The organism is Tardiphaga sp. 839_C3_N1_4, from assembly GCF_051811045.1.
GTDB lineage: Bacteria > Pseudomonadota > Alphaproteobacteria > Rhizobiales > Xanthobacteraceae > Tardiphaga.
The window spans coordinates 3,806,877-3,833,157 of the sequence record NZ_JBPWQD010000001.1; the positions used below are offsets into that span (position 1 = coordinate 3,806,877).

At 61.1% G+C, this 26,281-nt stretch carries 22 protein-coding genes and 1 tRNA gene; 8 read left to right on the plus strand and 15 right to left on the minus strand.

Annotation, left to right across the window (positions count from 1 at the left end; translation table 11 throughout):
• Window positions 1-7: 7 nt before the first annotated feature.
• The 8 genes from AB8A38_RS18185 to AB8A38_RS18220 all read right to left on the minus strand — a co-directional run bounded on the left by AB8A38_RS18185 (window position 8) and on the right by AB8A38_RS18220 (window position 10,416).
• Window positions 8-1,192, minus strand: a complete 1,185-nt coding sequence (locus AB8A38_RS18185; RefSeq protein WP_439086946.1) for a branched-chain amino acid ABC transporter substrate-binding protein — start codon at window positions 1,190-1,192, stop codon at window positions 8-10.
• 266 nt (window positions 1,193-1,458) lie between these two features.
• On the minus strand, window positions 1,459-2,310 hold the full coding sequence (gene purU / locus AB8A38_RS18190) for a formyltetrahydrofolate deformylase (RefSeq protein WP_439086947.1): 852 nt from the start codon (window positions 2,308-2,310) through the stop codon (window positions 1,459-1,461).
• A gap of 291 nt (window positions 2,311-2,601) precedes the next feature.
• Window positions 2,602-3,891, minus strand: a complete 1,290-nt coding sequence (gene glyA, locus AB8A38_RS18195; protein ID WP_439086948.1) for a serine hydroxymethyltransferase — start codon at window positions 3,889-3,891, stop codon at window positions 2,602-2,604.
• Window positions 3,892-3,900: 9 nt separating this feature from the next.
• A complete protein-coding gene (locus tag AB8A38_RS18200) occupies window positions 3,901-5,274 on the minus strand; it encodes an L-serine ammonia-lyase (protein WP_439086949.1) in 1,374 nt (457 codons plus the stop codon).
• A 29-nt stretch (window positions 5,275-5,303) separates the two neighbouring features.
• Window positions 5,304-5,873: a sarcosine oxidase subunit gamma gene (locus AB8A38_RS18205; protein WP_439086950.1), complete on the minus strand. Its 570-nt coding sequence runs from the start codon at window positions 5,871-5,873 to the stop codon at window positions 5,304-5,306.
• Window positions 5,866-8,856, minus strand: coding sequence for a sarcosine oxidase subunit alpha (locus AB8A38_RS18210; protein ID WP_439086951.1), 2,991 nt, complete (start codon window positions 8,854-8,856; stop codon window positions 5,866-5,868). Before AB8A38_RS18210 ends, AB8A38_RS18205 begins: the two co-directional genes overlap by 8 nt.
• A complete protein-coding gene (locus AB8A38_RS18215; protein WP_068737808.1) occupies window positions 8,853-9,146 on the minus strand; it encodes a sarcosine oxidase subunit delta in 294 nt (97 codons plus the stop codon). The genes AB8A38_RS18210 and AB8A38_RS18215 overlap by 4 nt, the downstream gene beginning before the upstream one ends.
• 16 nt (window positions 9,147-9,162) lie before the next feature.
• A complete protein-coding gene (locus AB8A38_RS18220) occupies window positions 9,163-10,416 on the minus strand; it encodes a sarcosine oxidase subunit beta family protein (protein WP_231078505.1) in 1,254 nt (417 codons plus the stop codon).
• A 276-nt stretch (window positions 10,417-10,692) separates the two neighbouring features.
• Between AB8A38_RS18220 and AB8A38_RS18225 the strand changes: the two genes are divergently transcribed.
• The 3 genes from AB8A38_RS18225 to AB8A38_RS18235 all read left to right on the plus strand — a co-directional run bounded on the left by AB8A38_RS18225 (window position 10,693) and on the right by AB8A38_RS18235 (window position 13,006).
• On the plus strand, window positions 10,693-11,208 hold the full coding sequence (locus AB8A38_RS18225) for a prolyl-tRNA synthetase associated domain-containing protein (protein ID WP_231078506.1): 516 nt from the start codon (window positions 10,693-10,695) through the stop codon (window positions 11,206-11,208).
• Between the two features lie 250 nt (window positions 11,209-11,458).
• The gene (locus AB8A38_RS18230) at window positions 11,459-12,481 is read left to right on the plus strand and encodes a GlxA family transcriptional regulator (protein WP_439086952.1); all 1,023 of its coding nucleotides are present in this window, start codon (window positions 11,459-11,461) and stop codon (window positions 12,479-12,481) included.
• A 33-nt stretch (window positions 12,482-12,514) separates the two neighbouring features.
• Window positions 12,515-13,006, plus strand: coding sequence for a GNAT family N-acetyltransferase (locus AB8A38_RS18235; protein ID WP_439088552.1), 492 nt, complete (start codon window positions 12,515-12,517; stop codon window positions 13,004-13,006).
• A 736-nt stretch (window positions 13,007-13,742) separates the two neighbouring features.
• On the opposite strand, the gene AB8A38_RS18240 is transcribed toward AB8A38_RS18235, so the two are convergent.
• From AB8A38_RS18240 to AB8A38_RS18260, 5 genes are all read right to left on the minus strand, one after another.
• Complete coding sequence (locus tag AB8A38_RS18240) at window positions 13,743-14,573, minus strand: hypothetical protein (RefSeq protein WP_439086953.1); 831 nt, start codon at window positions 14,571-14,573, stop codon at window positions 13,743-13,745.
• Window positions 14,574-15,008: 435 nt separating this feature from the next.
• Window positions 15,009-15,467, minus strand: coding sequence for a hypothetical protein (locus AB8A38_RS18245; RefSeq protein WP_439086954.1), 459 nt, complete (start codon window positions 15,465-15,467; stop codon window positions 15,009-15,011).
• Window positions 15,421-16,443, minus strand: a complete 1,023-nt coding sequence (locus AB8A38_RS18250; RefSeq protein ID WP_439086955.1) for a hypothetical protein — start codon at window positions 16,441-16,443, stop codon at window positions 15,421-15,423. Before AB8A38_RS18250 ends, AB8A38_RS18245 begins: the two co-directional genes overlap by 47 nt.
• Before the next feature lie 1,346 nt (window positions 16,444-17,789).
• Window positions 17,790-17,879, minus strand: a tRNA-Ser gene (locus AB8A38_RS18255).
• Between the two features lie 301 nt (window positions 17,880-18,180).
• Window positions 18,181-19,275 (minus strand): ROK family protein, encoded by a 1,095-nt coding sequence (locus tag AB8A38_RS18260; protein WP_439086956.1) that lies wholly within the window; start codon window positions 19,273-19,275, stop codon window positions 18,181-18,183.
• Between the two features lie 248 nt (window positions 19,276-19,523).
• Between AB8A38_RS18260 and AB8A38_RS18265 the strand changes: the two genes are divergently transcribed.
• Window positions 19,524-20,864 carry a TadE/TadG family type IV pilus assembly protein gene (locus AB8A38_RS18265; protein WP_439086957.1) on the plus strand — a complete coding sequence of 447 codons (1,341 nt, stop codon included), beginning with the start codon at window positions 19,524-19,526 and terminating at the stop codon, window positions 20,862-20,864.
• 95 nt (window positions 20,865-20,959) lie between these two features.
• On the opposite strand, the gene AB8A38_RS18270 is transcribed toward AB8A38_RS18265, so the two are convergent.
• The gene (locus AB8A38_RS18270) at window positions 20,960-21,853 is read right to left on the minus strand and encodes a LysR family transcriptional regulator (RefSeq protein WP_439086958.1); all 894 of its coding nucleotides are present in this window, start codon (window positions 21,851-21,853) and stop codon (window positions 20,960-20,962) included.
• A gap of 155 nt (window positions 21,854-22,008) precedes the next feature.
• Here AB8A38_RS18270 and AB8A38_RS18275 point away from each other — a divergent pair, with 155 nt between their 5' ends.
• The 4 genes from AB8A38_RS18275 (at window position 22,009) to AB8A38_RS18290 (ending at window position 25,210) form a co-directional block, all read left to right on the plus strand.
• Window positions 22,009-23,172 carry a mandelate racemase/muconate lactonizing enzyme family protein gene (locus AB8A38_RS18275; RefSeq protein ID WP_439086959.1) on the plus strand — a complete coding sequence of 388 codons (1,164 nt, stop codon included), beginning with the start codon at window positions 22,009-22,011 and terminating at the stop codon, window positions 23,170-23,172.
• Window positions 23,173-23,638: 466 nt separating this feature from the next.
• Window positions 23,639-24,133 (plus strand): 50S ribosomal protein L21, encoded by a 495-nt coding sequence (rplU, locus tag AB8A38_RS18280; RefSeq protein WP_439086960.1) that lies wholly within the window; start codon window positions 23,639-23,641, stop codon window positions 24,131-24,133.
• Between the two features lie 80 nt (window positions 24,134-24,213).
• On the plus strand, window positions 24,214-24,486 hold the full coding sequence (rpmA, locus tag AB8A38_RS18285; RefSeq protein ID WP_068737821.1) for a 50S ribosomal protein L27: 273 nt from the start codon (window positions 24,214-24,216) through the stop codon (window positions 24,484-24,486).
• A 133-nt stretch (window positions 24,487-24,619) separates the two neighbouring features.
• Entirely contained in the window at window positions 24,620-25,210 is a 591-nt protein-coding gene (locus AB8A38_RS18290) for a GNAT family N-acetyltransferase (RefSeq protein ID WP_439086961.1), read from the plus strand.
• Between the two features lie 72 nt (window positions 25,211-25,282).
• Here AB8A38_RS18290 and AB8A38_RS18295 read toward each other — a convergent pair whose 3' ends face one another.
• Window positions 25,283-26,200, minus strand: a complete 918-nt coding sequence (locus AB8A38_RS18295) for a DMT family transporter (RefSeq protein ID WP_439088553.1) — start codon at window positions 26,198-26,200, stop codon at window positions 25,283-25,285.
• Window positions 26,201-26,281: the final 81 nt, after the last annotated feature.

The window sequence follows — 26,281 nt, forward strand, 5'->3', positions numbered from 1 at the left end:
TCCGCGCTTACGGCAGGTTCTTGAGCTTGCGCTTGCCGGACACGTATTCGCTTTCTTCCCAGACCACCCACTTGCCGTCCTGGACGACATAACTCGTGGTCAGCGGCGTGATGTTCTGGCCATGGTCGTCGAAGGTGACCGGACCGACGATGGACGGACGGTCCTTCACATCGCCAAGGTCGGCGGTGACCTTGGCGCGATCCGGCCCGACCTTCTCGATGGTCTCCATGACCAGACGGGTGGCGACATAGGCGAACGGTCCGTAAGCTTCCGGCGGTTCGGAATAGCCGGCAGCCTTGTAGGCATCCGAAAACATCTTGCCGCCCGGCATCTTGGACAGCGGCGGGCTGTCGAAGAAAGTCAGCGCGCCTTCGGCGAGCTCCGGACCAGCGGCGTTGACGAAGGCATCGCCCATGATGCCGGAATTGCCCTCCAACTGCGCGTTGATGCCGAACTTGGCCATCTGCGTGCGGAGGCGCGCGCCGAGCGGCGTCAGGCCACCAAAATAGATGACCTCCGGATTGAGCTCCTTGATCTTGGTCAGCTCGGCGGACAGATCCTGCTGATCCGGCGGCACCGAGAAGCTACCCAGAATCTCATTGCCGTTCTCGAGCGTGAACTGGGTAAAGTACTTGTTCATCGACTTGCCGTAGTCCGTGGAGTCGGCGAAGGACACGAACTTCTTGTAGCCGCGCGCCTTCATGAACTGTGCGCCGATGCGGTTCTGGCCGATCAGGATGCCGCTGACGCGGTGCACTTCCGGATATTTCTTGGCATAGGTAATTTCGGGCAGCACTGCCGCCCACACGATCATCGGCATCTTGAAGCGATTGAAGATATCGACGGTGGCAATCGCCGTAGCGGAACAGTAATGCGGGATGGCGGCAATGATCGAACGATCGGACGCGATCTTGGTGACGACCTGCACGCCAACGTTGGGCTTGCACTCGTCGTCAAGCACGACGAGCTCGTACTCATATTTGGTGTTGGGCTCGGCATTCATCAGCTTCACGGCCAGTTCGGCCGAGTTGCGTCCGCCAATACCGTGAGGCGAAATAGCGCCGGTCAGCGGACCCACGAAAGCGATCTTCACCTTGTCCTTGGCGAAGGCCGCGCTGAAGCTGCCAAAGGCCAGTGGCAACACGCTCGCAACGGCCAATGCGGCCAAACCACGCTTGCTAATCGTCCCCATCGCTGATCCTTCCAGGTTGATCCAGCCTGCAACGCTAGTGGTCCGCGAATACGGCAGATAGGATGCACGCGCGCTGTTGCTTGTAGAATTGCGTCATAACTACCGAATATCGACTGCCTGTTCTTGGTTGGCGCGCCAACTGCTCGTCGAGACTATTTTGCGTAGCAAACACAATGATTTCCGCTGCGCTGCAAAATTCATCGCGAAGATTAAATCTTGGCCCGTCGATGCTTTCCAAACGAGCATTCGTCGTCGCATTCCGGGCGCTAGAACACCACCGTTCTGCGTCCATTCAAAAGGACACGACGCTCGAGATGAAGCCGCACGGCGCGCGCCAGCACTCGCGACTCGATGTCGCGCCCAACGGCGACGAGATCGTCCGAGGACGACGCATGGGTCACCCGTTCGGTCTCCTGTTCGATGATCGGGCCCTCATCGAGATCCGGCGTCGCGTAATGCGCGGTAGCGCCGATGATCTTGACGCCCCTGTCGTGAGCCTGGTGATAGGGCCGCGCTCCCTTGAAGCTCGGCAGGAAGGAATGGTGGATGTTGATGACGTGACCATAGAGCTTGCTCGACAGGTCGTCCGAGAGGATCTGCATGTAACGTGCAAGGATGACCAGATCGGCGCCTTCCTTCAAATACAGCTCGTAGAGTTGCCGCTCCTGCTCTGGCTTGGTCTCGTTGCTGACGGGCCAGTGGTAGTACGGAATCCCCGCCTTCTCGGCGATCGCTTCGCAGTAGCGGTGGTTTGACACGATCGCGACGACCTCGGCTTTCAGCCAGTCGACTTTGACCTGATACAGCAGCTGCTCGAGACAATGGTCCGACTTGGAGACCATGATGATCACCCGGGGACGCGACGCTGCATCGACCAGAACGGCGTTCATCTCGAATCGAGACAACACCGGATTGAGCACCGATTCCAGTATCTTTCGACTGACCGCATCCGGCGTCTCGAAAGCAATGCGCATAAACAGGCGGTTGGTCGTCCGGTCCCAGAACTGCGCGCTTTCCAAGATGTTGCTGTCGACATCGGAAATCGCCGTCGCGACGGTCGACACGATGCGCGGGCGATCCTGGCAATAGAAGGTCAGGATCCAGTTCTTCTTCGTCATCTTGCTTTTCTCGGTGGTGGATCGATCGCGCGGCTGCGATCGCTATGGGGTGAAACATGTTGGTGTGGCTGCCGCGCAGCGGGATCGGCGGACGCCTGCATCACGCGGTCCGACGATGCCTGTCGCCGCGGCATCGCGTCAGCCTTATGCCAACACCTTCGAAGATCGCCGCGATCGGCGCCTGCGGCTTGTGGATGGTGACGCGCACGGCGCTGGCGCGTGAACATTCGGCCCTTGGATAAATATCCCGTCGGCCTGCCCCTCTCCGAAACGCTCCATCAAGCGGCCTGATCAGGACCGATAGATCGGAAACGACGCAACCAGCTCGGCGACGCGGCCACGTGCCTTTGCCTCGACCTCCGACGCTCCCTGGTCTGGCGCGCCAGAATTCGCATCCAGGACGGCGGCAATGAGCCTGCCTACTTCTTCGAATTCACCGACGCCAAAGCCGCGCGACGTCGCGGCTGGTGAGCCGAGCCGGATGCCCGACGTGATGGTCGGCTTCTCCGGATCGAACGGGATACCGTTCTTGTTGCAGGTGATGTTCGCCCGCCCGAGCGCCGCCTCGGCGAGCTTGCCGTTCAGGTTCTTCGGCCGGACATCAACCAGCATCAGGTGATTGTCGGTGCCGCCGGTGACGATCGGATAGCCGGCCTTTGAGAGCGTGTCCGCCAGCGCGCGCGCATTGGCGACGACGTCGGCCGCATATTGACGGAACGAGGGTTGCAGCGCTTCGCCGAACGACACCGCCTTGGCGGCGATGACATGCATCAACGGCCCACCCTGCAGTCCCGGAAAAATCGCCGAATTGATTTTCTTGGCGATGTCCTCGTCATTGGTCAGGATCAATCCGCCGCGCGGTCCGCGCAGCGTCTTGTGGGTGGTCGAGGTCACCACATGCGCATGCGGGAACGGCGACGGATGAGCGCCGCCGGCGACGAGACCAGCGAAATGCGCCATATCGACGAACAGATAGGCTCCGACCGCATCCGCGATGCGGCGGAACGCGGCAAAATCCCAGAACCGCGAATAGGCCGAGCCACCGGCGACGATCACCTTCGGCTTGTGCTCCAATGCCAGCTTCTCAAGCTGCTCCATGTCGATGGTGCAGTCGTCGCGCCGAACGCCATAGCTGACGACGTTGAACCACTTGCCCGACATGTTCGGCTTGGCGCCATGGGTGAGGTGACCGCCTGCGGCGAGATCGAGACCCATGAAGGTGTCGCCGGGTTTCATCAGCGCCATGAAGACGGCCTGATTGGCCTGGCTCCCGGAATTCGGCTGCACATTGGCATAGCTGCAGCCGAGCAGCGTCTTGGCGCGCTCAATCGCCACCTCCTCGACTTCGTCGGCGAAGTGACAGCCGCCATAGTAGCGCCGGCCGGGATAGCCTTCGGCATATTTGTTGGTCAGCACTGAGCCCTGCGCCTGCAGCACTGCACGCGATACGATGTTCTCGGATGCGATCAGTTCGATCTCGCCACGCTGCCTGCCGAGTTCTCCAGCCAGCGACGACGAGATGGTCGGGTCCGCTTGAGCGAGATCAGTCGTGAAGAATGCCGCGAGTTCAGCTTGGGTCATGGTCTTCCCTCAACACTCTGCCAGATTGACAGCGAGACCTCCCAGCGAGGTCTCCTTGTATTTCGATTGCATGTCGCGTCCGGTCTCGCGCATCGTCGCGATCACCTTGTCGAGCGGCACCACATGGGTGCCGTCGCCCTGTAATGCGAGCGACGCCGCATTGATCGCCTTCACGGCCCCAAAGGCGTTGCGCTCGATGCATGGCACCTGCACCAGCCCGCCGATCGGATCGCAGGTCATGCCGAGGTGATGCTCCATGCCGATCTCGGCGGCGTTCTCGATCTGCTCATTGGTACCGCCGAGCACGGCCGCGAGCCCCGCCGCCGCCATCGAACAGGCCGAGCCGACCTCGCCCTGGCAGCCGACTTCCGCGCCGGAAATCGACGCATTCATTTTGAATAGCGCGCCGATAGCCGCCGCAGTCAGCAGGAACACGCGCATGTTTTCAGGTGACGCCTCGCGGCAATGGTCGCGGAAATAGCGGAGCGTGGCGGGAATGATGCCGGCCGCGCCATTGGTCGGTGCCGTCACCACCTTGCTGCCGGCCGCATTCTCCTCGTTGACCGCGATCGCATACAGACTGACCCAATCCATCACCTCATGCTGGGCGCGGCTGTTTGAACTTGCAGCGGCGAGAAGACGCCGATGCAGTGAGGGCGCGCGGCGCTTGACGTTCAATCCGCCCGGCAGCTGCCCCTCTTTGGTCATGCCGCGATCGATGCAGTCCATCATCACCTGGATGATGCGATCGAGCCGCTGCTCGATCTCTTCCGCCGGGAGCGACGACATCTCGTTGGCCATGACGATCTGCGCAATCGACAGACCGGTTTTTGCACCGATCTCGAGCAGCTGCTTGCCCGACCTGAAAGGATGCGGAACGGGAACGTCCTCGACAATGCCGACGACGCCGACCTGCGCTTCCGGAACGACAAAACCGCCGCCGACGGAGCACCAACGCTCGCCGTGAAGAACATGACCGGCCGCATCAAAGGCAGAAAGCGCCAGCGTATTCGGATGGGTTGGCGGCTCGGTTACGCCGTCGAAAACGATGTCATTGGCGAAATCGAACGGAATATTGCGCCGCTCGGCCACCCGCAGCGTGCCCGCCGCGCGGGCGCCATCGACCAGCGTCTCCGCTTCTTCCGGATCGATCGTTTCGGGAAACTTGCCGGCAAGACCGAGAACGACCGCCTTGTCGGTGCCATGACCGCGACCGGTCCAGGCCAGCGAGCCGAACAGCTCGACCTTCACGCGCGCGACATCCTTCAACAGACCGCGCTCCACAAGCTGGCTGGCAAACAGCGCCGCAGCCCTCATCGGTCCCATCGTATGCGATGACGACGGCCCGATGCCTATCTTGAAGAGATCGAACGTTCCAACCATCGCGCGGTCTCCAGGGCGCAGCCGGGCTGCTAGGACAGGCTTCGCGCTTCGTCGAGGAACTGCCAGACATAGGGCGCAAACGAACGCCATACATCCACATGGAACACGTGCTCTTCAGAACGTGACAGCAGAAGTGATGCCTTGCCCAGCACCGTGCGCGTGCACATCCCGACCGGGAACGCCTTGAGGGACAGATCCAGCGGGCAGCCATGGTTCAGCACCAGCGCCGCCGTCGGACCCGCAATCGCGATGCCATCCGAACGATGGCTGACATCCACGAGCGAGCAGGCCTGCACTTGCAGCGCTGCCGACATCCCGCCAAATATCTCGATCGGATCCTCGTTCACAGCCTGGAACAGCCATTCGTCCGGCCCCAGCCAATAGACCGACCGGCCGCCGACCGCCGCGAAGCGGCAGGCCTCAAGGCTCGGCTTGACGCCAAAATGCGCCCCGGCAGCCTCGATCGCCTCGCTCTTGCCGCGAAACACCAGCTTCGCCGCATCGGGAAGAATCGAGAGCGTCGTGGTGGACGCAGCAGTGGTGCCGGATGACCGCATTGGGGACAACGCGTTCGAACGCATGATCGCAGGACTAAGCATTCAAACGTTCTCCCTTCGGATCGAACAATATCGAGTCGACGACTTTCGCCTTGATCACGCCGTCCGGCATCGGGATCGAGAGCTCCTCACCCATCCGCGAGCGACCACCGCGAACGAGTGCCAGCGCGATCGAGCGGTTCAGCGTCGCACTCCAGTAGGCGGAGGTGACATGTCCGATCATCGGCACCGGGATCGGATGGGTCGGATCGAGCACGACTTGGGCGCCCTCTTCGAGGACCACCTTGGGATCCGTCGTCAGCAACCCGACCAGTTGCTTGCGGTCTTCCCTGACCAGCGCCGGCCGCGACAGCGAGCGCTTGCCGACGAAATCCCGCTTCGCCTTGCCGACCGCCCAGCCGAGGCCGGCGTCATCGGGCGTCACCGTGCCGTCGGTTTCCTGACCGACAATGATGTAGCCCTTCTCCGCGCGCAGCACGTGCATAGTCTCGGTACCGTAGGGCGTGATCCCGTAGGGCTTGCCCGCCGCGAAAATCGCTTCCCAGACCGCCCGGCCATAGCCGGCGGGAACGTTGACCTCGAAGCCCAGTTCGCCGGTGAACGACACCCGGAACAGCCGCGTCGGCACGCCGCAGACGCGTCCTTCGCGGACGCTCATATGCGGCATGGCATCGGCCGACAGATCGATGCCCTCGACCAGCGGCTCCAGCACCTTGCGCGCATTCGGCCCCTGCAAGGCAATGACGGACCACTGCTCGGTGGTCGAGGTGAGCCACACTTCGAGGTCCGGCCATTCGGTCTGGAGGTAGTCCTCCATCATGGACAGCACGCGGGCCGCCCCGCCGGTCGTCGTCGTGACGTGGAAACGATCAGTTGCCATGCGGCCGACGACGCCGTCATCCATGATGAAGCCGTCTTCGCGCAGCATCACGCCATAGCGCAGCCGGCCTGGCTCCAGCTTGGTCCAGGCATTGGTGTACATGCGATTCATGAATTCGGCGGCGTCCTTGCCGACGATCTCGATCTTGCCGAGCGTTGAGGCATCGAAGATGCCGACCGACTCGCGCGTCGCCTTGCATTCGCGCGCGACGGCAGCATGCATGTCCTCGCCCACCTGCGGGAAATACCAGGCGCGCTTCCAGACGCCGACATCCTCGAACTGTGCGCCCTGGGCTTCGGCCCATGGATGGATGCTGGTCTTGCGCACGGGATCGAACAGATCGCCACGCGATTGGCCGGCAAAGGATCCGAAGGTCGTCGGTGTGTAAGGCGGCCGGAACGTGGTCAGGCCGACCTTCGGCACTGCGACATCGATCTGCTTCGACACGACACCGAGGGCGTTCATGTTGGACAGCTTGCCCTGGTCGGTGGCCATGCCGGTGGTCGTATAGCGCTTGACGTGCTCGATCGACCGGAACCCCTCGCGGGTCGCGAGCCGGACATCCTTGGCCGTCACGTCGTTCTGGAAATCGACCCAGGCCCGCTTTTCCGCCTGATGATCGGTCATCACGGAGCCGATGAACGCATCGGCACCCACCGACTGCGCGGAGACCGTATAGCTGCGCTCGCCACGCGGAGAGAAGCCGGCCTTGGCCGCAGCGTCCCGCCCCCCCTTGGCGCCGCTTTCGATGACGCTTTCGAGCGCGAACAGTCCCTTGCACGCCCCGACCGACCGCTCGCGCTCGACCGACTCGCCCGGCACATAGGCCCGCAGCTCTTCGCTGTAGCTGAGCTTGCCGCGGCTCTGCGAGAACAGATGCACCGACGGGGTGAACCCGCCGGACATCAGGATGAGATCGCAAGCCACCGTCTCGGCATCGCCGCCCTGCGCGTTGGAGATCTGCGCCGACTTTACCCGCAGCCAGCCCGACGTGCCGCGAACGATGCTGTCGGAGCGGACCTTGATGCCTTCGGCGCGCGCCTTGTCGACCCAATGGCCCGACACGCTCTTGCGCAGATCCACGATCACCTGGATCTTGGCTCCGGCTGCCTTGAGGTCCAGCGCCGCGCGATAGGCGCTGTCGCAGGCGGTGAACACGACCACCTGCTTGCCCGGCACCACGCCGTACCGATTCACATAGGTCCGGGCAGCATCGGCCAGCATAGTGCCCGGCCGGTCATTGTCGGTGAAGACGAGCGGCCGCTCGATCGCGCCGGCGGCCAGCACGACTTCCTTGGCCCTGACCTGCCAGAGCCGCTCACGCGGCTGGTTCGCCGCGGGATTGCTGAGATGATCGGTGACGCGCTCGTTGAGACCGACAAAATTGTGCGGATACCAGCCGAACGCCGTCGTGCGCGACATCAGCTTCACATTGGAGCACTTGCGCAATTCATCGAGCGCCGCGCGCGCCCATTCGGCGGCCTGCATGCCGTCGATCGATGCCGAACGATCGGACAGCAGCGAGCCGCCCATCTCCGCCTGCTCGTCGCACAGGATCACGGTGGCATCGCTGTTGCTGGCTTCGATGGCCGCGGCAAGTCCTGCAGGTCCGGCGCCGACGATCAGCACGTCACAATGCGCAAATACCTGCGTATAGCGATCGGCATCCGGCTCGGCTGGCGCCTTGCCGAGACCCGCCATCCGCCGGATCACCGGCTCATAGAGCTTCTTCCAGGCCGCGCGCGGCCACATGAAGGTCTTGTAGTAGAAACCCGCAGGCAGGAAAGCCGAGAAATATTCGTTGAGGAAACCGGCATCGGTCTCAAGCGACGGCCAGCGATTCTGGCTTTCGGCCACCAGCCCGTCATAGATCTCGACCTGGGTCGCGAGCAGGTTCGGCGTATAGCGCGACTGGGTCGCACCCACACCGACCAGCGCATTCGGCTCTTCCGAGCCGGCGGAGACGAAGCCGCGCGGCCGGTGATACTTGAACGAACGGCCGACCAGATGCACGCCATTGGCGATCAACGCAGAGGCCAGCGTGTCGCCGGCCAGGCCCTGATACGACTTTCCGTCGAACGTGAAATGAACTGCGTTGCGTCTTTCAGCGCCGTCGCCGCGCCGCACGCGATACGTATCCGTCATGGCTTGGCCCCCTGATGTTCGGCTTCGGGGCGCTCGCCCATGCGATAGGTGCGCTTGATGACGTCCGTGGTCGTGTCGCGGCTGGCATTGAAGAAACGGCCGCAGCCATTGGCGTGCCGCCAACGCTCGTGATGCAGCCCCTTGGTGTTGTCGCGCATATAGAGATAGGCGGCCCACTCGTCGTCAGTGAGGCTCATCGGGTCGGCCGGGCGGGCGATATGCGCCTGCCCGCCATTGGCGAATTCGGCCTCCGGGCGCGGCCCGCAATAGGGGCAATTGATCAAGAGCATCTCGTTTTCCCCGCTATCAATGCGCCACGGCGGCCGCAGCCGCTTCGTCGATCACGGCGCCATCGCGGAATCGCTCGATGGTGAACGGCGCATTGATCTTGTTCGGCTCATCCTTGGCGATCGTGCTGGCGAACACCTCCCCCGATCCCGGCGTCGCCTTGAAGCCGCCGGTGCCCCAGCCGCAATTGACGTACAGCCCGGATACCGGCGTCTTCGCCACGATCGGCGAGCGATCCGGCGTGACATCGACGATGCCGCCCCAGTTGCGCAGCATGCGCAGGCGCCGGAACGCCGGCACCAGTTCGCAGATCGCATCCAGCGTATGATTGACGATGTGCAGGCCACCGCGCTGCGTATAGGACGTGTAGACGTCCGTTCCCGCGCCGATCACCATCTCGCCTTTGTCCGACTGCGAGATATAGGCGTGGATCGTGTTCGACATCACCACACAGGGGAAGATCGGCTTGACCGGCTCGCTGACCAGCGCCTGCAGCGGGAAGCTTTCCAGCGGCAGGCGCACGCCGGCCATATTCATCACCGTGCTGGTATTGCCGGCCGCGACGACGCCGATGCGCTTCGCATTGATGCTGCCGCGCGTCGTATCGACGCCGACCACCTCGCCGGTCGGCGCGCGGCGGATGCCGGTGACTTCGCAATTCTCGATAATATCCACGCCGAGCGCGTCAGCAGCGCGGGCATAGCCCCAAGCCACAGCGTCGTGGCGCGCCGTGCCGCCGCGGCGCTGCAATGCGCCGCCAAGGATCGGATAGCGCATGGACCCGCCGACATTCAGCGGCGGACAGAATTCTTTGCATTCCTCCGGCGACAGCCATTCATTGTCGATGCCGTTGAGACGGTTGGCATGAACGTGTCGCTTGAAGCTCTGCACGTCGTGAATGTTGTGCGCTAGCATCAAGACGCCGCGTGGTGAATACATGACATTGTAATTCAGTTCCTGCGACAGCCCTTCCCACAGTTTGAGGGCGTGCTCGTAGATCCCGGCGCTTTCGTCGAACAGATAGTTCGAACGAATGATCGTGGTGTTCCGGCCAGTATTGCCACCGCCGATCCAGCCCTTTTCGAGAACGGCAACGTTTTTGACGCCGTAGCGGCTAGCCAGGTAGTAAGCCGTTGCAAGCCCGTGGCCACCACCACCGACGATGATGACGTCATAGCCCGGCTTCGGTTCAGGCGAACGCCACTGTCGCTGCCAGCCGGCATGACCGGTCAGCCCTGCCCGTAGTAATGAAAGCGCTGAAAATTTCTGCATGGCTGTCCACGTTGTGATTGGACGGAGCCTACAACTCGCTGCCGCTTCGCGGCCAGCATCAGCCCGCCAATCATGTTGGATCAGAGCGACATCGGAACGCCGCGGGTTTGCAAAGCCCCGACACGAAACACGTAGATTTGCGACAAGCCGCCCGGCTTCGCTCGCCAGGGTCTCGAATTCGCGACGTATCCATGCGACACGGATCGCTGCCATGTAGACAGGACGGCATGCCCCGGGCGCACGCAGTCCCGCCCTCGACGATCAAGGACACGCAGGATGAGCATAGAGCGCAGCGACGAGATTCTTCAGTATCTCAAAGACAAGTCGATCGTGGTGGAGACGTTCGAACACCCGCCCGTGCATACGGTGGAAGAGTCGCGTGCGCTGCGCGGCGACATTCCCGGCATTCACACCAAGAACTTGTTCCTCCGCGACGGCAAGAAGCGGTTCTTCCTGTTCGTCACCGACGAAGCCGCGACCGTTCACCTGAAGTCGCTGGCAAAGGCGATTGGCGCCAAAGGCGGGCTGTCATTTGGAAGCGCGGAAGCCCTGAAGGAATTGCTTGGGATCGAACCGGGATCGGTCTCGATTCTGGCGCTCTACAACGATGCCAATCAGGCGGTCACTCCCGTCATCGATGCGCGCTTACGGTCGGCGGAGCGCATCAATTGCCACCCCGTCATCAACAGCCGCACGACATCGCTGTCGGTCGGTGCACTCGACGCATTTCTTGCTGCGATCGGCCGCGAAGCGCAGTTCGCGACGCCAGAAGAACCGCCGTCCGCCGGCTGACCCCTCCTGCGCCGAACCGGCCGACCTGGGCTTCCGGTTCCCAGCCGACGCCCCAACGTCGCGCGCCAAGCGAGACGCTTCGCCGCCCTTGCACGCGCGGCAATGTATTTTTAGGATCAGTCCGTCGCAAATGCCTGCCCCGGCGCGCTGGAGGTATGTAATGATGCGACATGGGTCCGTTTTGGAGCATCGTCTCGCGGCGACTACCGGATTGCCATTCGACCATATGGTGAATGCGAAGGCAGGGGTGATGCAACCAAAGGTCCGTCCGCTGCGCGTTGGCTTCATTCTGACCAAGAATTTCACGCTGACTGCGTTGGCCAGCTTCGTGGACGTGCTGCGTCTCGCCGCCGACGAGGGCGACAACAGTCGGCCGATCCGCTGCCAGTGGCACATCATGGCCGACACCGACGAGCCGATCCGTTCGAGTTGCGGTCTGCTGATGTATCCGAATTCCCGGTTCCTCGATCCGCGCGAGCTCGATTATGTCGTCGTCGTGGGCGGCCTGCTGCATCAGGGCCCGCAGATCGATGACAAGATCAAGCGCTATCTGCTGGAGGCTGCGAACACCAAGGTCGATCTGATCGGCGTCTGCACCGGCAGTTTCGTGCTGTGGCGTCTCGGCCTTCTCAACCAGAAAAAGTGCTGCATCAGCTGGTACCACTATCGCGATTTCCTGGAGGAATTCGGCGAGACACTCCCGGTGGCCGACCAGCTCTTCGTCATCGACGGCAACCGCATCACTTGTTCGGGCGGCATGGGCGTTGCCTACCTCGCCGCTCATATCGTGGAACAACGCATGGGCCTGTCGAGCGCGCAGAAGGCGCTCCACATCATGTTAATCGATCGCATGAAACCCGGATCTTCGGCTCAATCGGCGCCGCCGACCGAATTTGCCGAGACCGACGGACGGATCTCGCGCGCGCTGCTAATGATGGAGCAGAACCTATCAGCGCCGCTGTCTGTCGCGCGACTGGCCGGCAAGGTCAGTCTGAGCACGCGGCAACTGGAGCGTCTTTTCAAAGAGGAAACCGGACAGTCGCCGCAGGCGACATATCTGCGACTGCGCCTGAAACATGCACGGTGGATGTTGAAGACCGACCTATCGCTGGCCGCAATCGCCGCCGAAACCGGCTTCGTCGATGGTTCGCATCTCAGCAAGGCGTTCAAGGCCGCCTTCAATACCAACCCGTCCGAGGAACGCCGCAGAATAATCGGTCAATCGCACAGGCAAGATGCCGGCGAAGGTCGGCGTATATTCAGTCTGGCTTAGGCGGCACTTTCTATGGTCATGCACTCCGACGACCTGATCATTCGCCCGGCTGAGCCGGCAGACCGGACAGACATCTGGTCGGTCATCGAGCCGACCATCCGTGCAGGCACGACCTACGCCCTGGACCCCCTGATGACGAAGGACGATGCTTTGTCCTACTGGCACGGTCCAGATAAACGAACCTTCGTTGCCGTGCGCCAAGGTCAGATCGTGGGATCCTATTATCTCCGTGCCAACCAGGACGGTGGTGGCAGCCACGTGGCCAATTGCGGCTACATGACGCTAGCGAGCGCGCAAGGCGGCGGTGTGGCGCGCAAGATGTGCCTACACTCGCTCGACTATGCCAGAAGCTCGGGATTTCGCGCGATGCAATTCAACTGTGTCGTGAGCAACAACACGCGCGCGGTGAAACTCTGGACCACGCTCGGCTTCGCGATCGTCGGGCGGTTGCCTGAGGCTTTTCGGCTTCCGACTGGCGAATATGTCGATGCGCTCGTGATGTTTCGTAAGCTTGACGCTCAATGACGGCATCGCGAGGCGCACAAGACATAGATCGAGCGATGTGTACCACCCGAGTGTACCAATCAGGTGGCAAAAGCCTATTTCTTTCAATGGCCTATTGATTTCATTGCGATTTTCGTCTGGCTGGCGGAGAGGGGGGGGGGACTGTCCCCCGACCAACGCAAATCCGGCAATAGAGACAGTTTTATAGGCTGTTTTCAGGTGTTCTTGATCCGTCGGTTCTACACCGAGGTTCACCTCGTAGGGTCCCGCCGTCGCGGTCATGCCGCCGACCGCGGCAGTCCCGCCGACCGCAGCTCCTGGCGTGGCGGCGCCGCCCGTCGGCTCGTAGGGTCGCGCCGCCTCCGCAAGGTGGGCAGGAGTAGTTGCGGGAATTGCCGGCTTAAAGAGGTAGGAGTGCGTGGCGGCGACGTGATGCTGAGCGTAGGCAATAACTTCGTCGAGATCATAATGCAGCTGTAGGTCTTGGAACGTAGTGTAGTTTCCGACCTTCGCAACGAATCGTCGCGTCAGACCGATCCAAGCAAAATGACACCCTACCAGGACAGGAGTACGCTTCGGGTCCGTGGCTAAGAAGCCTGAGATATCAGCTGCGGACGCAATGCGGGTGCGCTGCTGCCCCTCATCTCTAGACGAATCCTTGTCGGGCTCGATGAACTGCTCGGGTCCAGGAACGGGGTCAGCAACCGCAGCCGTCGGAGCTTGATTTTCGATGCCCTCGGCGCCGTTGAGATGATCCTCATCGTCGTCGGGCACGTTCTCCAAAGCCGCTTTCTGCTTGCGGAACCTCGCGAAACGGACCGAGAGCATCGACGGATCGAAGTCCCAGGCTTTGTTCGAAAAAGCTTTTGAGATTGGCGTCTTTTACCTTGTTCCAGTCCTCGTTCGCTTGACGCCACACTGGATAAGCTGACGTCCGCGCAAAGCTGCGGATCTCGTCCGGCTCCATTAGACTGCTCGTCCAAACCTGGGCGGATCCGAAGGTGTGTGTAAGGTATTCGTGCGCCTGCCAGTCAGCGCCATTCCGCATTTGGACCACAACATGCGCGTGAATGTCGAAGTAGTCGCCGGCTTTGAGCGGCCGCAGATGTCGTGCAACGAGGAGCGGTGTCAGCAGCTGCTTACGATCAAGCTCAGCGAGCGCCCGCTGTACGGAGTTGTTGAACGCCCTCTGAGCGACGCGAAGGTCGTCGATTGAACATCGGCCGTTCTTGAACAAAGCGTGCTCGCCGTCATCGTGCGCGCAAAGAAGTGGTGACGGACGGAGCACGATGTGGACTATGTCGGTTGGTTTGCACTCGCGCTCAAACGCCTCAATATCCAGGGTCATCTGATAAGCCGCTATCGCAGCTTGCGAGTTAAAGAGCTTGTTATGGCGAAGCTGGACCCCGTTAGGTTCGATCAGATTTCCATATGTAGCGAGATCAACCAGGAAAAACGGCACCTTATCTTTATAGATTTTTATACCTTGCGCATGCAGCCGAGACGCGAGCTGAAAATCGCGGCCAAAGCGTGCCGCAGTAGTTGCGGCGTCGAGCGGTGTTCGCAGATAGTTTCGGTCTGGAGTCATCCCGGATACCCTAAAGCCGGATGCGTCGGACCTCTTGCCGATGGAATACGCGCAGGCGATTCGAGCGCCTACGCGATAACTCGGTCAAAGGCATCGGCATCATGTTGAGGAGGGTGTGTCCGGTTAGTCCGGACCTTTCCGACGAACAGAGCTGCATCTCATTAGATGCGTAGAAGGCTCTCTCGTCCCGGAGCTCCTGTTACGGCCGACCGGGGAACAATGACTAATCTGGAAACTTCCACGGCTTCCAGAAACCAGCACGTGGCGTGGTTCATCACCCTACGAGTTACTCAACAGACCCGGGTCGTCAAAGCGAAACGATCGCGTTGGTTAACGAGGCATGCCTCTTGCGCCTTAACGCGTGCATCGCGCGTCCGTTCGGAGGCGCGGTGATGCAGCTAGTTGCGGCCCGGCGGCAATCGCTTTCGACATCGGTCACGGCGCCGGAAATGGCATCTGACTATTGCGCGCGGGACGCTGCCGCTCGCCATCTTCGGTTCCAAGGCCTACGGCTACCGGCTGGGCATCCTCGGCGCGCTGGCGCTCATCACACGGGCGTCGGCGCCGCTGGCGTTCAGGCGCCTGATCGACCAATGTCGGGTGATCGGAGATCAAAATACTCCGGGTGGAAGCGGCAAGCCGACAGCTATTTAACCTGCCGAACTGTGCGAGCGCGTTCAGGCACCAGCGGACGACCTTGAGATCCTGGCCGTCCCGAAGCACGATGCCGTTGACGATCGTCTCGACATCGTTGACTTGGTCGGAGGAAAGAATGAAACCCTTCCGATAGAGCGCACAAACGTCCTGAAGCGCGACCTTGATCCTCTTGGCGTTGCCACGGGTGAGCTCAAAACGTAGGAGAGCGACTTGCCCGTTCTGTATTCTTTTCGCCATGAAGAGGTTTCTGACCAACGTTTTCGATGAATGCGGATATAGCCGTCGCCGACCATGGCTCGAATTCGTCGATGTCGTTAGGCATGTGGGTGCCGTCGATCCATCTGACGTCGTTCAACGACAACCGGCGCGCCGTCGGCTCGAACCAATGCGGGCACTGCCACTCCATGATGAAGAGTATCGCCGCTTCGCTTTCACCGTCGCCCGATATATCCACCCGCAATATCGACGGACGGAAGAGTTCGCTTTTGTCCCTGAAGGCCGAACGGGAGAGGTCGAGATCCGTCAATACCGCGTTGAGACCGCAGTCGGTGATGCCGGAATCATCGACGAAAAGGCTGTCGTTCTCGAAGCCTACGAGCTCGGCAAAGCCTATCGACTTCCTGTTCGTGAACGCGCTTCGGTCGTCGCGGTACTTACCCACGTTGTAGCAGAGTATCTGGTCTCCACGACGCACCACCGAAAAGGCCCAAACGAAGACGAGTCCCGATGCCTTCGACCTGGAGTCGGCGTGGCGAAGCGCCCTCTCCTTTTCCGCCAGCTGCAGAAAGCTTCTCCAATTCCGCATCGCACTCTTTGCCATCCCCCGGGCAAAGGATCCATCCACGGCCAGCGCGCATGTTTTCTGCAGATCGCGAGTCCGACGGCGTGCATGAAACGGGTCCTTGAACTCGTTGGGTATGCTGGGATCGGACCTCATCTCGGACAGAAAGAAGTATCCGGGATCCGTCCGAAAGAAGCGGCTCTCCAACCCCTTGCGCAGAATCTCTTCGCTGAGTCTGGCCTGCAGCGTCTTATGCTGCGCCTTGCCGAAAAGATGAGGCGGCACGATCTCGCCGCCGAACGCCGCCTTCATGATCGCCCGGGGCGTCATCGGTCGACGAGCGGCGCGTAGAACCGTCTCTGCGATTTCGAGATAGGCGCTCAAATCGAGCTCACCCGAGGTTGTTGGATGGACGCCGGCATAGCTGGGCAACCTTAGTCCGCGCGAGAACCTCCCGCAACCTCCCGAGCCTGGTCACCAGCGCCCTCGTCACATCAAGACGACCGGCTTAAGGAAGGTTGTCAGGTTGACTGCAGCCGTCGATCTCTCCACAGCTACGTCTTCCAGTCCATTCGACGTTGGACGAGGAATAATAGCGGACATAGAGAAAGGCGAACGAAAACTGCGATGGGCTTAGGCAATGGATGCTGCGGGCTGCACGATAGCTGAGGTGGATCTTTCCGGGAGGCAGGAACATCCTCGAGATTCGACCATCCGGATTTTCGCATGCAGTCCGTGTATGCTGTATTTCCGGGCCCGGATGACAGCGGGGCCGCCGACCGCTGACAGCCCTCGCGCCGGACCGTTCCATGACAACCACGTACTTCCGCGCGATCCTCTCGATCAAGCGCGTCTCAGTGCAGTCGGTACGGCCCTGCTGGGCCTCAACTCAGACAGCGCCAGAAGATGCTGCTCGCGCAGCGCACGAGTGCGGAGATCGATAGCTTCGGCATTCGACCTGGCGGGAGGCGCGATCGGTCTGAGAGCGACCACGTTTGGTCGAGGAGCTTCAAGCTGGATGACTTTCGGAGCAATTCGCTCTTCGAAAGCAGCGATCATCATCCGGCCTTCGTAATTCCTCTCGTCGTTATCCTCTAGGCAAGAAGGAAATCCCATGTGCTGCGCCTCGATCGATTAGGGGCGGTTGACGCTATCATCGGAGCCTAGGTGAGGTGATCACTTGCCCGTGTCGGGACTGCGACAGTTGCGCCTACGTTAGCAACGACGACCGATATCGCCGGGCAACACATCGGTTTCGCTGTCGGCATTCCCCAAGCAGATCGAGATGCGTGGCCCACTAACATCGCTCACGCGGTCCATGATTATTCTGACTTTTAAGGCGGCGGTTCTGGATCGGGACGCCCAGCCTGGCGCGGGCCGCAGGGTCGGCGAGGACCGCTTTCCAGTAGGCGTTTGTCATCGGATCAGCCGGACCGAGGGCAGGCGTCGGCGGGGGCGTGCGGCAGCCTGCAAGCGGCGCACAGCGTCCTCGGCGGCAGCCTGTTTCTCGTTCGAAAAGCCCCACTCAGCACATCGTCGACTCGCCATGATCAGCCCTCCATCGTCGTAAGAACGAATAGAGAACATTTTCGTTTCGAATCAATGAATGAGTGGCGGCTTTGCAAGGATTCGATATTGCTCTGGACCGTCCAATGATGGCACCTTGGCACGCGGCGAGGTTCTCCACCCGGGGTTCTCCGCGAAGGTTCTCCACCACCAAAACTGGGCGGTTCGGGAAGCACCTGATGTTGCTGCAGAATTGGCTTCCGTAGGAAGTCTGGCGGAGAGGGGGGGATTCGAACCCCCGATGGGCTTGCACCCATGCCGCATTTCGAGTGCGGTACAATCAACCACTCTGCCACCTCTCCAAGGCGCCAAGACCCCCGGTCGCCCGTGGGTGGTTGCGCGGAGTTCTAGGCGAGGATGGCGGGTCAGACAAGACGGGCAGAGCGGAAAATCCGCACCCAATCGCCCGCTGAGCCGCAAAACCTGGCTCGGGCTGGCGCGTAGACTAGAAAGCCAGCCTTTTCGTTGCAGATTCGCAGCGGCAACGCACGCTATGGTTGGACGCGCGGCATGACGAGCCATGGCGGCGCCGGGATGATTCGCCGACGGATGCATGCACTCGGCCGTTGGCCGAGGCGGCACCGGGACGCTCAACGGTCCTGCTCAATCCTTGTCTTTCTTCGCTTTCTTGTCGTCCTTCTCTTTCTTGCGGTTGGTGAAGCGGGCATTGCCCAGCCCCGTTCCGATCGTCAGCACGCCCCATCGTTCGAAGTCCTGCATGAAAGGGACTTCACTGAGGCCTTGGACAACGCCGTCATTGTGCATGAGCACCGCAGTATCGTGATCCCCGATTGTGGGAATGCCTTCGGCGAGCAAGGCCGGCAGGTTGAACTTGCTGCTTTCCCAATTACCCGGAAGATTCTGCGCTCCCTTCGCGATGGTGCCGTCTTCGTTGATCACCCCCGGGCACGAGATGCCGATGAACGGCGCCAGCTTGAGGCCTTCCTTGTCGGCGGCGGAGATCAGATCCTTCAGCATCTTCACCAGCCGTTTGATGGCGCCTTCACGCGTCGGCTCGTCATCGGCATGTCTCCAGAGATCAGATTTCCACACCGAGGCCTTGGACAGATCCTTCGATTTCTTCCATGCGGTTTCGACCACACCGCAACGGATGTTGGAGCCGCCGATGTCGACCGCAAGAATGCTGTCGTAACCTTCGAAAATCCACGACGGCGCCAGATGCAGGCAACCGATCAGGCCGGCTTCATCTGGATGAAAACGGATAGGCACCAACGCAACCTTGAGATCCTCGGCCTTGAGAATAATGTCCGTGCGCGCAATAACAAGTTCCCCGACACGGCTCTGGCGGAAACCGCCGCCGACCACGATGCATTCCGTATCTGCCCAGGCCTTCGTCTTGAAGAAGCGCTGCGTGACATAAGCCAGCTCCCGCGCGAATTCTTCGATCGCACCATGAACGAGTGCAGCCGCGGCCACATCGTCGCCAAGCAGGATTTCGTCAAGGCTGGATTTACTGATCTCGTTGGCAGCCTTTTTGCCGAGCGGATCGTCGCCGTTTTTCTTCAATGGCTTTCTGAGATCATCCAGTATGCGCTGAAACGCGCCCTTGCTGGCGCGGTCACCGAGAAAGCCGTTGTCGTCCTTCAGCTCGATGTTGAACGTGTCCACGTCAACGGATGGCAGCCGCTTGGCACCGTGATTGCCGATGCCGACGGTCGTCATTGTGTCTTCAGCCATATTGCCCCTACCAGACTAGAACCGCACGACAATGCGCAGGGAGCCGGTTTGTTTCATGGCCCCCGCAGGACGATCGTACCGCTCACCTGTTGCGTCGGTCCTGCGAGCCGGTTTTCGACCGATGGCCGGTAGAACATCCTTAACTAACCAACAGGGCAGCAACCCAAGCCACTACCTTTCTGCGATCGACCTAACAGTAAATTTATCAGCTCAGGTAATTATCTCCGCATTCATTCGGGTGCGTATTCATGCTGAAGTCATTCCTCGGGCTATCGTTCCTCAAGCTAACTAATCGTTTTTGCGGCGACCGGCGCGGCAATGTCGCGATCATATTCGCGATCACATGCATCCCCCTTATTTCCATGGTTGGCGCCGCGGTCGACTATACGCGCGCACTACAGATCAGATCCCAACTGCAAGCCGCCCTTGATACTGCGAGCGTCGGCTCCATCGTGCAGAAGTCTGCTGCATTCATTACCGCAGGTTCGATGGCGGCGGATGGCCCCGTCCCCGGGGGCGACGTCGACGCAATCAATATTTTCAAGGGCAACACATCAGGCAGGACCGGCTTCACGCTGACCAGCACGACAGCGACCGTCAATCGCGCCAACGGCGTCGTGACGGCCACTATGCAATTCTCGGCGGATGTGCCGACCAGTCTCACATCCGTCATGGGCTTTTCCAAGATGACCGTCACCGGCAGTTCTGTCGCGACGGCGACGATGCCGAATTATATCGATTTCTACCTGCTGCTCGACAATTCGCCATCCATGGGCGTCGGCGCAACACCGGCCGACGTGGCCATGATGGTCAAGAACACGTCGGACAGCTGCGCCTTCGCCTGCCACGACCTCAACAATACCAACAACTACTACAAACTCGCCAAGACACTTGGTGTTACCACGCGCATCGACGTGCTGCGGACGGCCACCCAGAAGTTGATGGATACCGCAGCCAGCACACAGACCTATTCCAACCAGTTCCGCATGGCGATCTACGACTTCGGCGCTGCCGCCTCGACGTCCGGTTTGAGAGCCCTGTTCGCATTGTCGTCCAGCCTCTCGAATGCAAAGACAGCGGCCGGAAACATCGACTTGATGACAGTGAACGGCCAGAACGACAACAATGATCAGGACACCGGCTACAGCGCCATATTCCCGGCGATCAACACCGCCATCAGCGCCCCGGGAGCCGGTACAGCCAGTGCACCGCTCAAATATCTCTTCTTCGTATCCGACGGCGTGGCCGACGAATACAATCCAAGCAACTGCCTGAAGCCGACGACTGGTGGACGATGCCAGTCGCCGATCAATCCGGCGCTTTGCACCACGTTGAAGAATCGCGGCATCAAGATTGCCGTGCTCTATACGACCTACCTCGCACTCCCGACCAACGCCTGGTACAATAGCTGGATCGCGCCATTCAACGCTGGGCCTTACGGACCTTCACCCAACAGCCAGATCGCCAGCAATATGCAGAGCTGTGCTTCGCCGGGCTTCTATTTTGAGGTCAGCCCTACCCAGGGCATCTCGGAAGCGATGACTGCGCTGTTTCAGCGTGCCGTCGCCGATGCGCGCGTGAGCCGCTAACCAGCGCAACCTCCGGGGAAGCCAGCTAGCTCCACGACATCGATTGCGCGATCCATCTTCAAGATCATGCAGGACACCGCAGTCGTGGCGAATTCTCATTCGCTCGCGCTCTCCTTCAGGCTATCCAGCAGCAATTGCGCCGGCCGACTGAGGCCCTTGTCGCGCACGGCGACGACGAATTGCCGCTTAGCCCAGTCATTGCTGAGCGGAATGACCTTCAGTCCCAGCGTCTGCTGGATGGTGGAGGCTTCTTCCTGCGGGATGATGGCAACAGCCAGTTGTGCGGCGACGATGCGATAGGCGGCATCCACCGTGGAGACCTGAATGCGGTAGCGCATCTGCTTGCCGGCCGCAGCCGCGACGCTTCGCTGCATGGTTTGCATGATGCTCCGCGCGACGATATCGACATGCTCGAAGTCGATCGTATCCTCGAACGACACTGACGTGCGTTTCGCAAGCGGATGAGCGGGGTGCACCACCACCGCGAGATGATCGCGGTGATAGGGAATCGTCTTGAGGCCGCGCAGGTCGACGGCATCCCAGCACACGCCGATATCGGCGCGCCCTTCCTCGACGCCGCGGACGACCTCCCAGATCTCGCGCTCTTCCAGACTGACGCGCACATCGCGATAGCGCTTGGCGAACAGGCTGATGTCTTCCGGCAGCACCTGCGCCACCGCCGACTTCGAGGCGAACACCCGCACATGGCCCTGCACGCCATCGGCGAACGCGCCGAGTTCGGCCTGCATCCGGTCGAGCAATTGCAACGACTCCCGTGCATAGCGACACAGCGCTTCACCGGCCGCCGTCACCGTGACGCCGCGGCGACCGCGTTCGAGTAACTGCACGCCGGCTTCCTGCTCCATCTGGCTGATGCGCTTGCTCACCGCGGAGGGCACGATGGCCTCGCGCTTGGCGGCATTGGCGATATTGCGCTCCTCGCAGACGGCGATGAACAGGCGGAGCGAAATTGGATCGAAGCTTTGCATGGAACGTCCGAGATGGCACTAGCCATCTTATCTCGGAACTTCTGTGATGAAAAATGACCATTTCAGAGATGGCTGGGGAAGGCGTATGTCATCTCAAACTGGCCGGAAGTCGGCCTCAAGCATCTCAAGCCTGCCTCAGGAAAGTCACAGGATCCATGCGTATCGTCGACATCCGGGAGCGCACCGCTCCGATCGCCTCCCCCATTGCTAACGCCTTCATCGACTTCAGCAAAATGACATTGAGTCTGGTCGCTGTGGTCACCGACGTGATCCGCGACGGCAAACCCGTGATCGGCTACGGCTTCAATTCCAACGGCCGTTACGGCCAGGGCGGCCTGATCCGCGAGCGCTTTGCACCGCGCATTCTGGAAGCCAAGCCCGACAGCCTGATCGACGCCTCCGGCGACAATATCGACCCGCACAAGGTGTGGGCCACCATGTTCACCAATGAGAAGCCGGGGGGCCATGGCGAGCGTTCGGTCGCTATCGGCACCATCGACATGGCGGTGTGGGATGCGGTCGCCAAGATCGCCGGCAAGCCGCTGTTTCGTCTGCTCGCGGAGCGTTACGAAACCACGGCCGACCCGAAGGTCTTCGTCTATGCCGCGGGCGGCTACTACTATCCGGGCAAGGGCCTCGAAGGCCTAGCGTCGGAGATGAAGGGCTATCTCGATCGGGGCTACAATGTCGTGAAGATGAAGATCGGCGGCGCGCCGCTGGCCGACGACTGCAAGCGCATTGAACATGTGCTGAAACTGCTTCCAGCAGGCGCTAAACTCGCTGTCGACGCCAATGGTCGCTTCGATCTGGAGACGGCCGTCGCCTATGCCAAGGCGCTGCGTGAATACGATCTCTTCTGGTACGAGGAAGCTGGTGATCCGCTCGATTACGAGCTGCAGGCAAAGCTCGCCGAGCATTATCCGGGCCCGATGGCGACCGGCGAGAACCTGTTCTCGATGCAGGACGCGCGCAACCTGATCCGTTACGGCGGCATGCGCTCGGACCGTGACTGGCTGCAGTTCGACTGCGCGCTCAGCTACGGCCTCGTCGAATATCTACGCACGCTGGAGATGCTGAAGAGCTACGGCTGGTCGTGGCGCCGCTGCATCCCGCATGGCGGCCACCAGATGTCGCTCAACATGGCGGCCGGCCTCGGCCTTGGCGGCAACGAGTCCTATCCGGACCTGTTCCAGCCCTATGGCGGGTTCCCAGACGGCGTGAAGGTCGAGAACGGCCATATCGTGATGCCGGAACTCCCCGGCATCGGCTTCGAGGGCAAGTCCGACCTGATCAAGGAAATGCGCAGCCTGGCATCGTGAGGGCGACCGAGAGGCTAAGCCTCTGATTTGGAGAACAAAACTCCGTCATGGCCGGGCCTGGCCCGACCATCCACCTTTCCTCCATTCCGTCCGAAGAAGGATGCCCGGGTCATCTAGCGAAGCTCGCTTCGCGCTGCCCGGGCATGACGACTGAAGGCAGGCCGAAAAAAACGGGGCGGCAGGTTAAATGGTACGCTCCATCGCAGGCACGGACCCATCCGCCAAGACTCTGTTTTTGGCTCGCTTTTCGCCCCTCTTTCCTTGACTCTCCGCCTTCACCCTCTATAAAGCACGCTTCGGCGCAAGCTTTGCTTGGCGCCGATTGTTTTTGCGTGGGGTCGCAACGTCGACCAGAAAACGCAGAAATTCGCGACTTCGTAGAAGTCGCGGTGAACCCTTATCGACTGAACAAGAAGCCGTCCCGGATCTGGTCCGAGGATGGGATCGAACACGAAGGAATATAACGATGTTCGCAGTCATCAAAACCGGCGGCCGGCAATACCGCGTCGTTCCGGATGATGTGCTCGAGATTGGCAAGATCGCCGGCGATGTCGGGACGATCGTGCAGCTTGGTGAAGTTTTCGTGCTGGGCGGTGATACGCCTGTGCTCGGCCTGCCTCTGGTGGCTGGTGCGTCGGTTGCGGCCGAAGTGCTCGACCACAAGCGCGGCCCCAAGGTCATCTCTTTCAAGAAGCGCCGCCGCAAGAATTCGAAGCGCAAGCGTGGCTACCGTGACGAGCTCACGATGATCCGCATCACCGAGATCCTGGCCGACGGCAAAGCGCCGACGATCGGACCTCGCCCGAAGCGTGAGAAGCCGGTCGTGACCGCTCCGGTTGATGGCGACGAAGCTCCTGCCAAGAAGGCGCCGGCGAAGAAGGCCGCTGCTCCGAAGACAGCCGCTGCCAAGCCGGCTGCAGCCAAGAAGCCGGCTGCGAAGAAAAAGCCCGCCGCGGAATAAGCCGCTGCGAAAAGTTGAGAATCTGTGAGACAATTCCTTCAAGGAATTGATCTAGAACTTATCGAGATCGGAGACGGGCTATGGCTCATAAAAAAGCAGGCGGTTCATCGCGCAACGGCCGCGATTCAGCTGGCAAGCGCCTCGGCGTGAAGGCGTTCGGCGGCGAACGCGTGATTCCCGGCAACATCATTGCGCGTCAGCGCGGCACCACCTGGCACCCCGGCCTTAATGTCGGCATGGGCACAGACCATACCCTGTTCGCCAAGGTCGAAGGCCACGTGGAGTTTCGCGCCAAATCGAATGGCCGCACTTTCGTATCGGTACTCCCGATTACTGAAGCCGCGGCCGAATAAACGGTGGACACATTGGAGTCCGCCGGGTCCTGTTGAACCGGCGGAGCGCCAGAATTGGGCTCCAGGGGAGGCGGGAAACCGGCCTCCCCTTTTCGTTTGGTGCGTCGCTTCGGGGCGCACACAGGAGCCCGAGATGTTGCAGGATATTCCGACCCCGACGTTGAGAGAAACCAGAGGCTGCGTCCTCGAGACCGAACGGCTGGCCTTGCGCAAGCCGACACTCGCGGACGTAAAAGCCATCGCGCTTCTCGCCAATGATCGCCGCATCGCCGAGATGACGCGCCGCCTGCCCTTCCCGTATCAGCAGGATCACGCAGTCGATTTCGTCAATTCGCTGAGCAGCACGACAAGCGACAGCGTGTTCCTGATCGAACTCGATCGTCGTCCCATCGGCATGGTCGGAATCGACTGGCGCGAAGCCGAATCGCCAGAGCTCGGCTACTGGCTCGGCGTCGATCACTGGGGCCAGGGTTTTGCCACCGAAGCTGCTCGTGCCGCGATCGATTACGCATTCGACGAATTCGACATCGAACACCTGATCTCGGGTGCGCGCGTTGCCAATCCGTCCTCGCGCAACATCCTGGAAAAGTGCGGCTTCCAGTGGAGCGGCGTGCAACTGCACCGCTTCGAAGCCATCGGCTCATCGACTCCCGTCGACTGCTTCAAGCTGACAAGGGGCGTGTGGAGTTCGCTGAAGAACTGGGGAACGTCGACGAGAAGGTGAGCGACTCTTCCTTCCCCTCTCCCCCGCGCGAAGCGAAGCTTCGCCAGGCGGGAGAGGGGAAGGAAGAAAGCCTCACACCGCCGGCGGCACCTCGTCGGCGATCTTTCCGAGCTGCTGCTCGCGCAGGAAGATATAGAGCCCTGCCGCAATGATAACCGCGGCGCCGATCAGCGTCGCCCATGACGGTAACTCGCCGAACACGAGATAGCCGAAGATCACCGCCCAAATGATCATCGAATACTGATACGGCACCACCGTGCTGGCCGGCGCCAGTTTCAGCGAGCGATTGACGCAGAGCAGCGCGCAGACCGAGACAACGCCCGCGAGAAAGAACAGGCCGAGATCACGCAGGTCGGGCGTCACCCATCCGAATGTCGTGAAGACAGCGCCGAAGGTAAACGTGCCGATGAACTGGGTCGTCGCGAGTACGACGTCCGGCGCGGAACGCAGCGAGCGGGTGATCAGCATCAGCGCGGCGAAGGACAGACTGCCGCCGAGCGCGATCAGTGCCGGCCAAGTCACCGTCTGCGCCGAGGGCTGCAGCGCGATCAGCACACCGCAGAAGCCGACCGCCACCGCGCTCCAGCGCCGCCAGCCGACCTGCTCGCGCAAGAAGATCGCGGAGCCCGCGGTGACGAAGATCGGGCAGGCGAGATAATAGGTGATGACATCCGCCAGCGGCAGATAGGCCGCCGCCCAGAAGAAGGCCGCGACTTCCAGCGTCGACAGCACCACGCGAATGAGCTGTAGACCCGGCCGGTCGAGCTGCAGGAAATCCGCACGATGCCGCCAGATCGACGGCGCCAGCAGCGCCAGCGCCGCGCAGGCGCGCAGCAGCATCAATTGCCCGACCGAATAGGTGCCGACGAGGAATTTGCCGATCGCATCGCCGCAGGAGAACATGCTGATGCCCAGGAGCATCAGGCCGATACCGGCCAGCCGGGCGGCACGATTGTCGGCTGCGGTCGAAATGGTCGCAAACATGCCTATATGAGCCTGTAGGAAAGTCGCGGAATGCGCACGCTTGGTTAACGGCAAGATGAGTCGTTTAGGACGTCACCTGATGCGCAG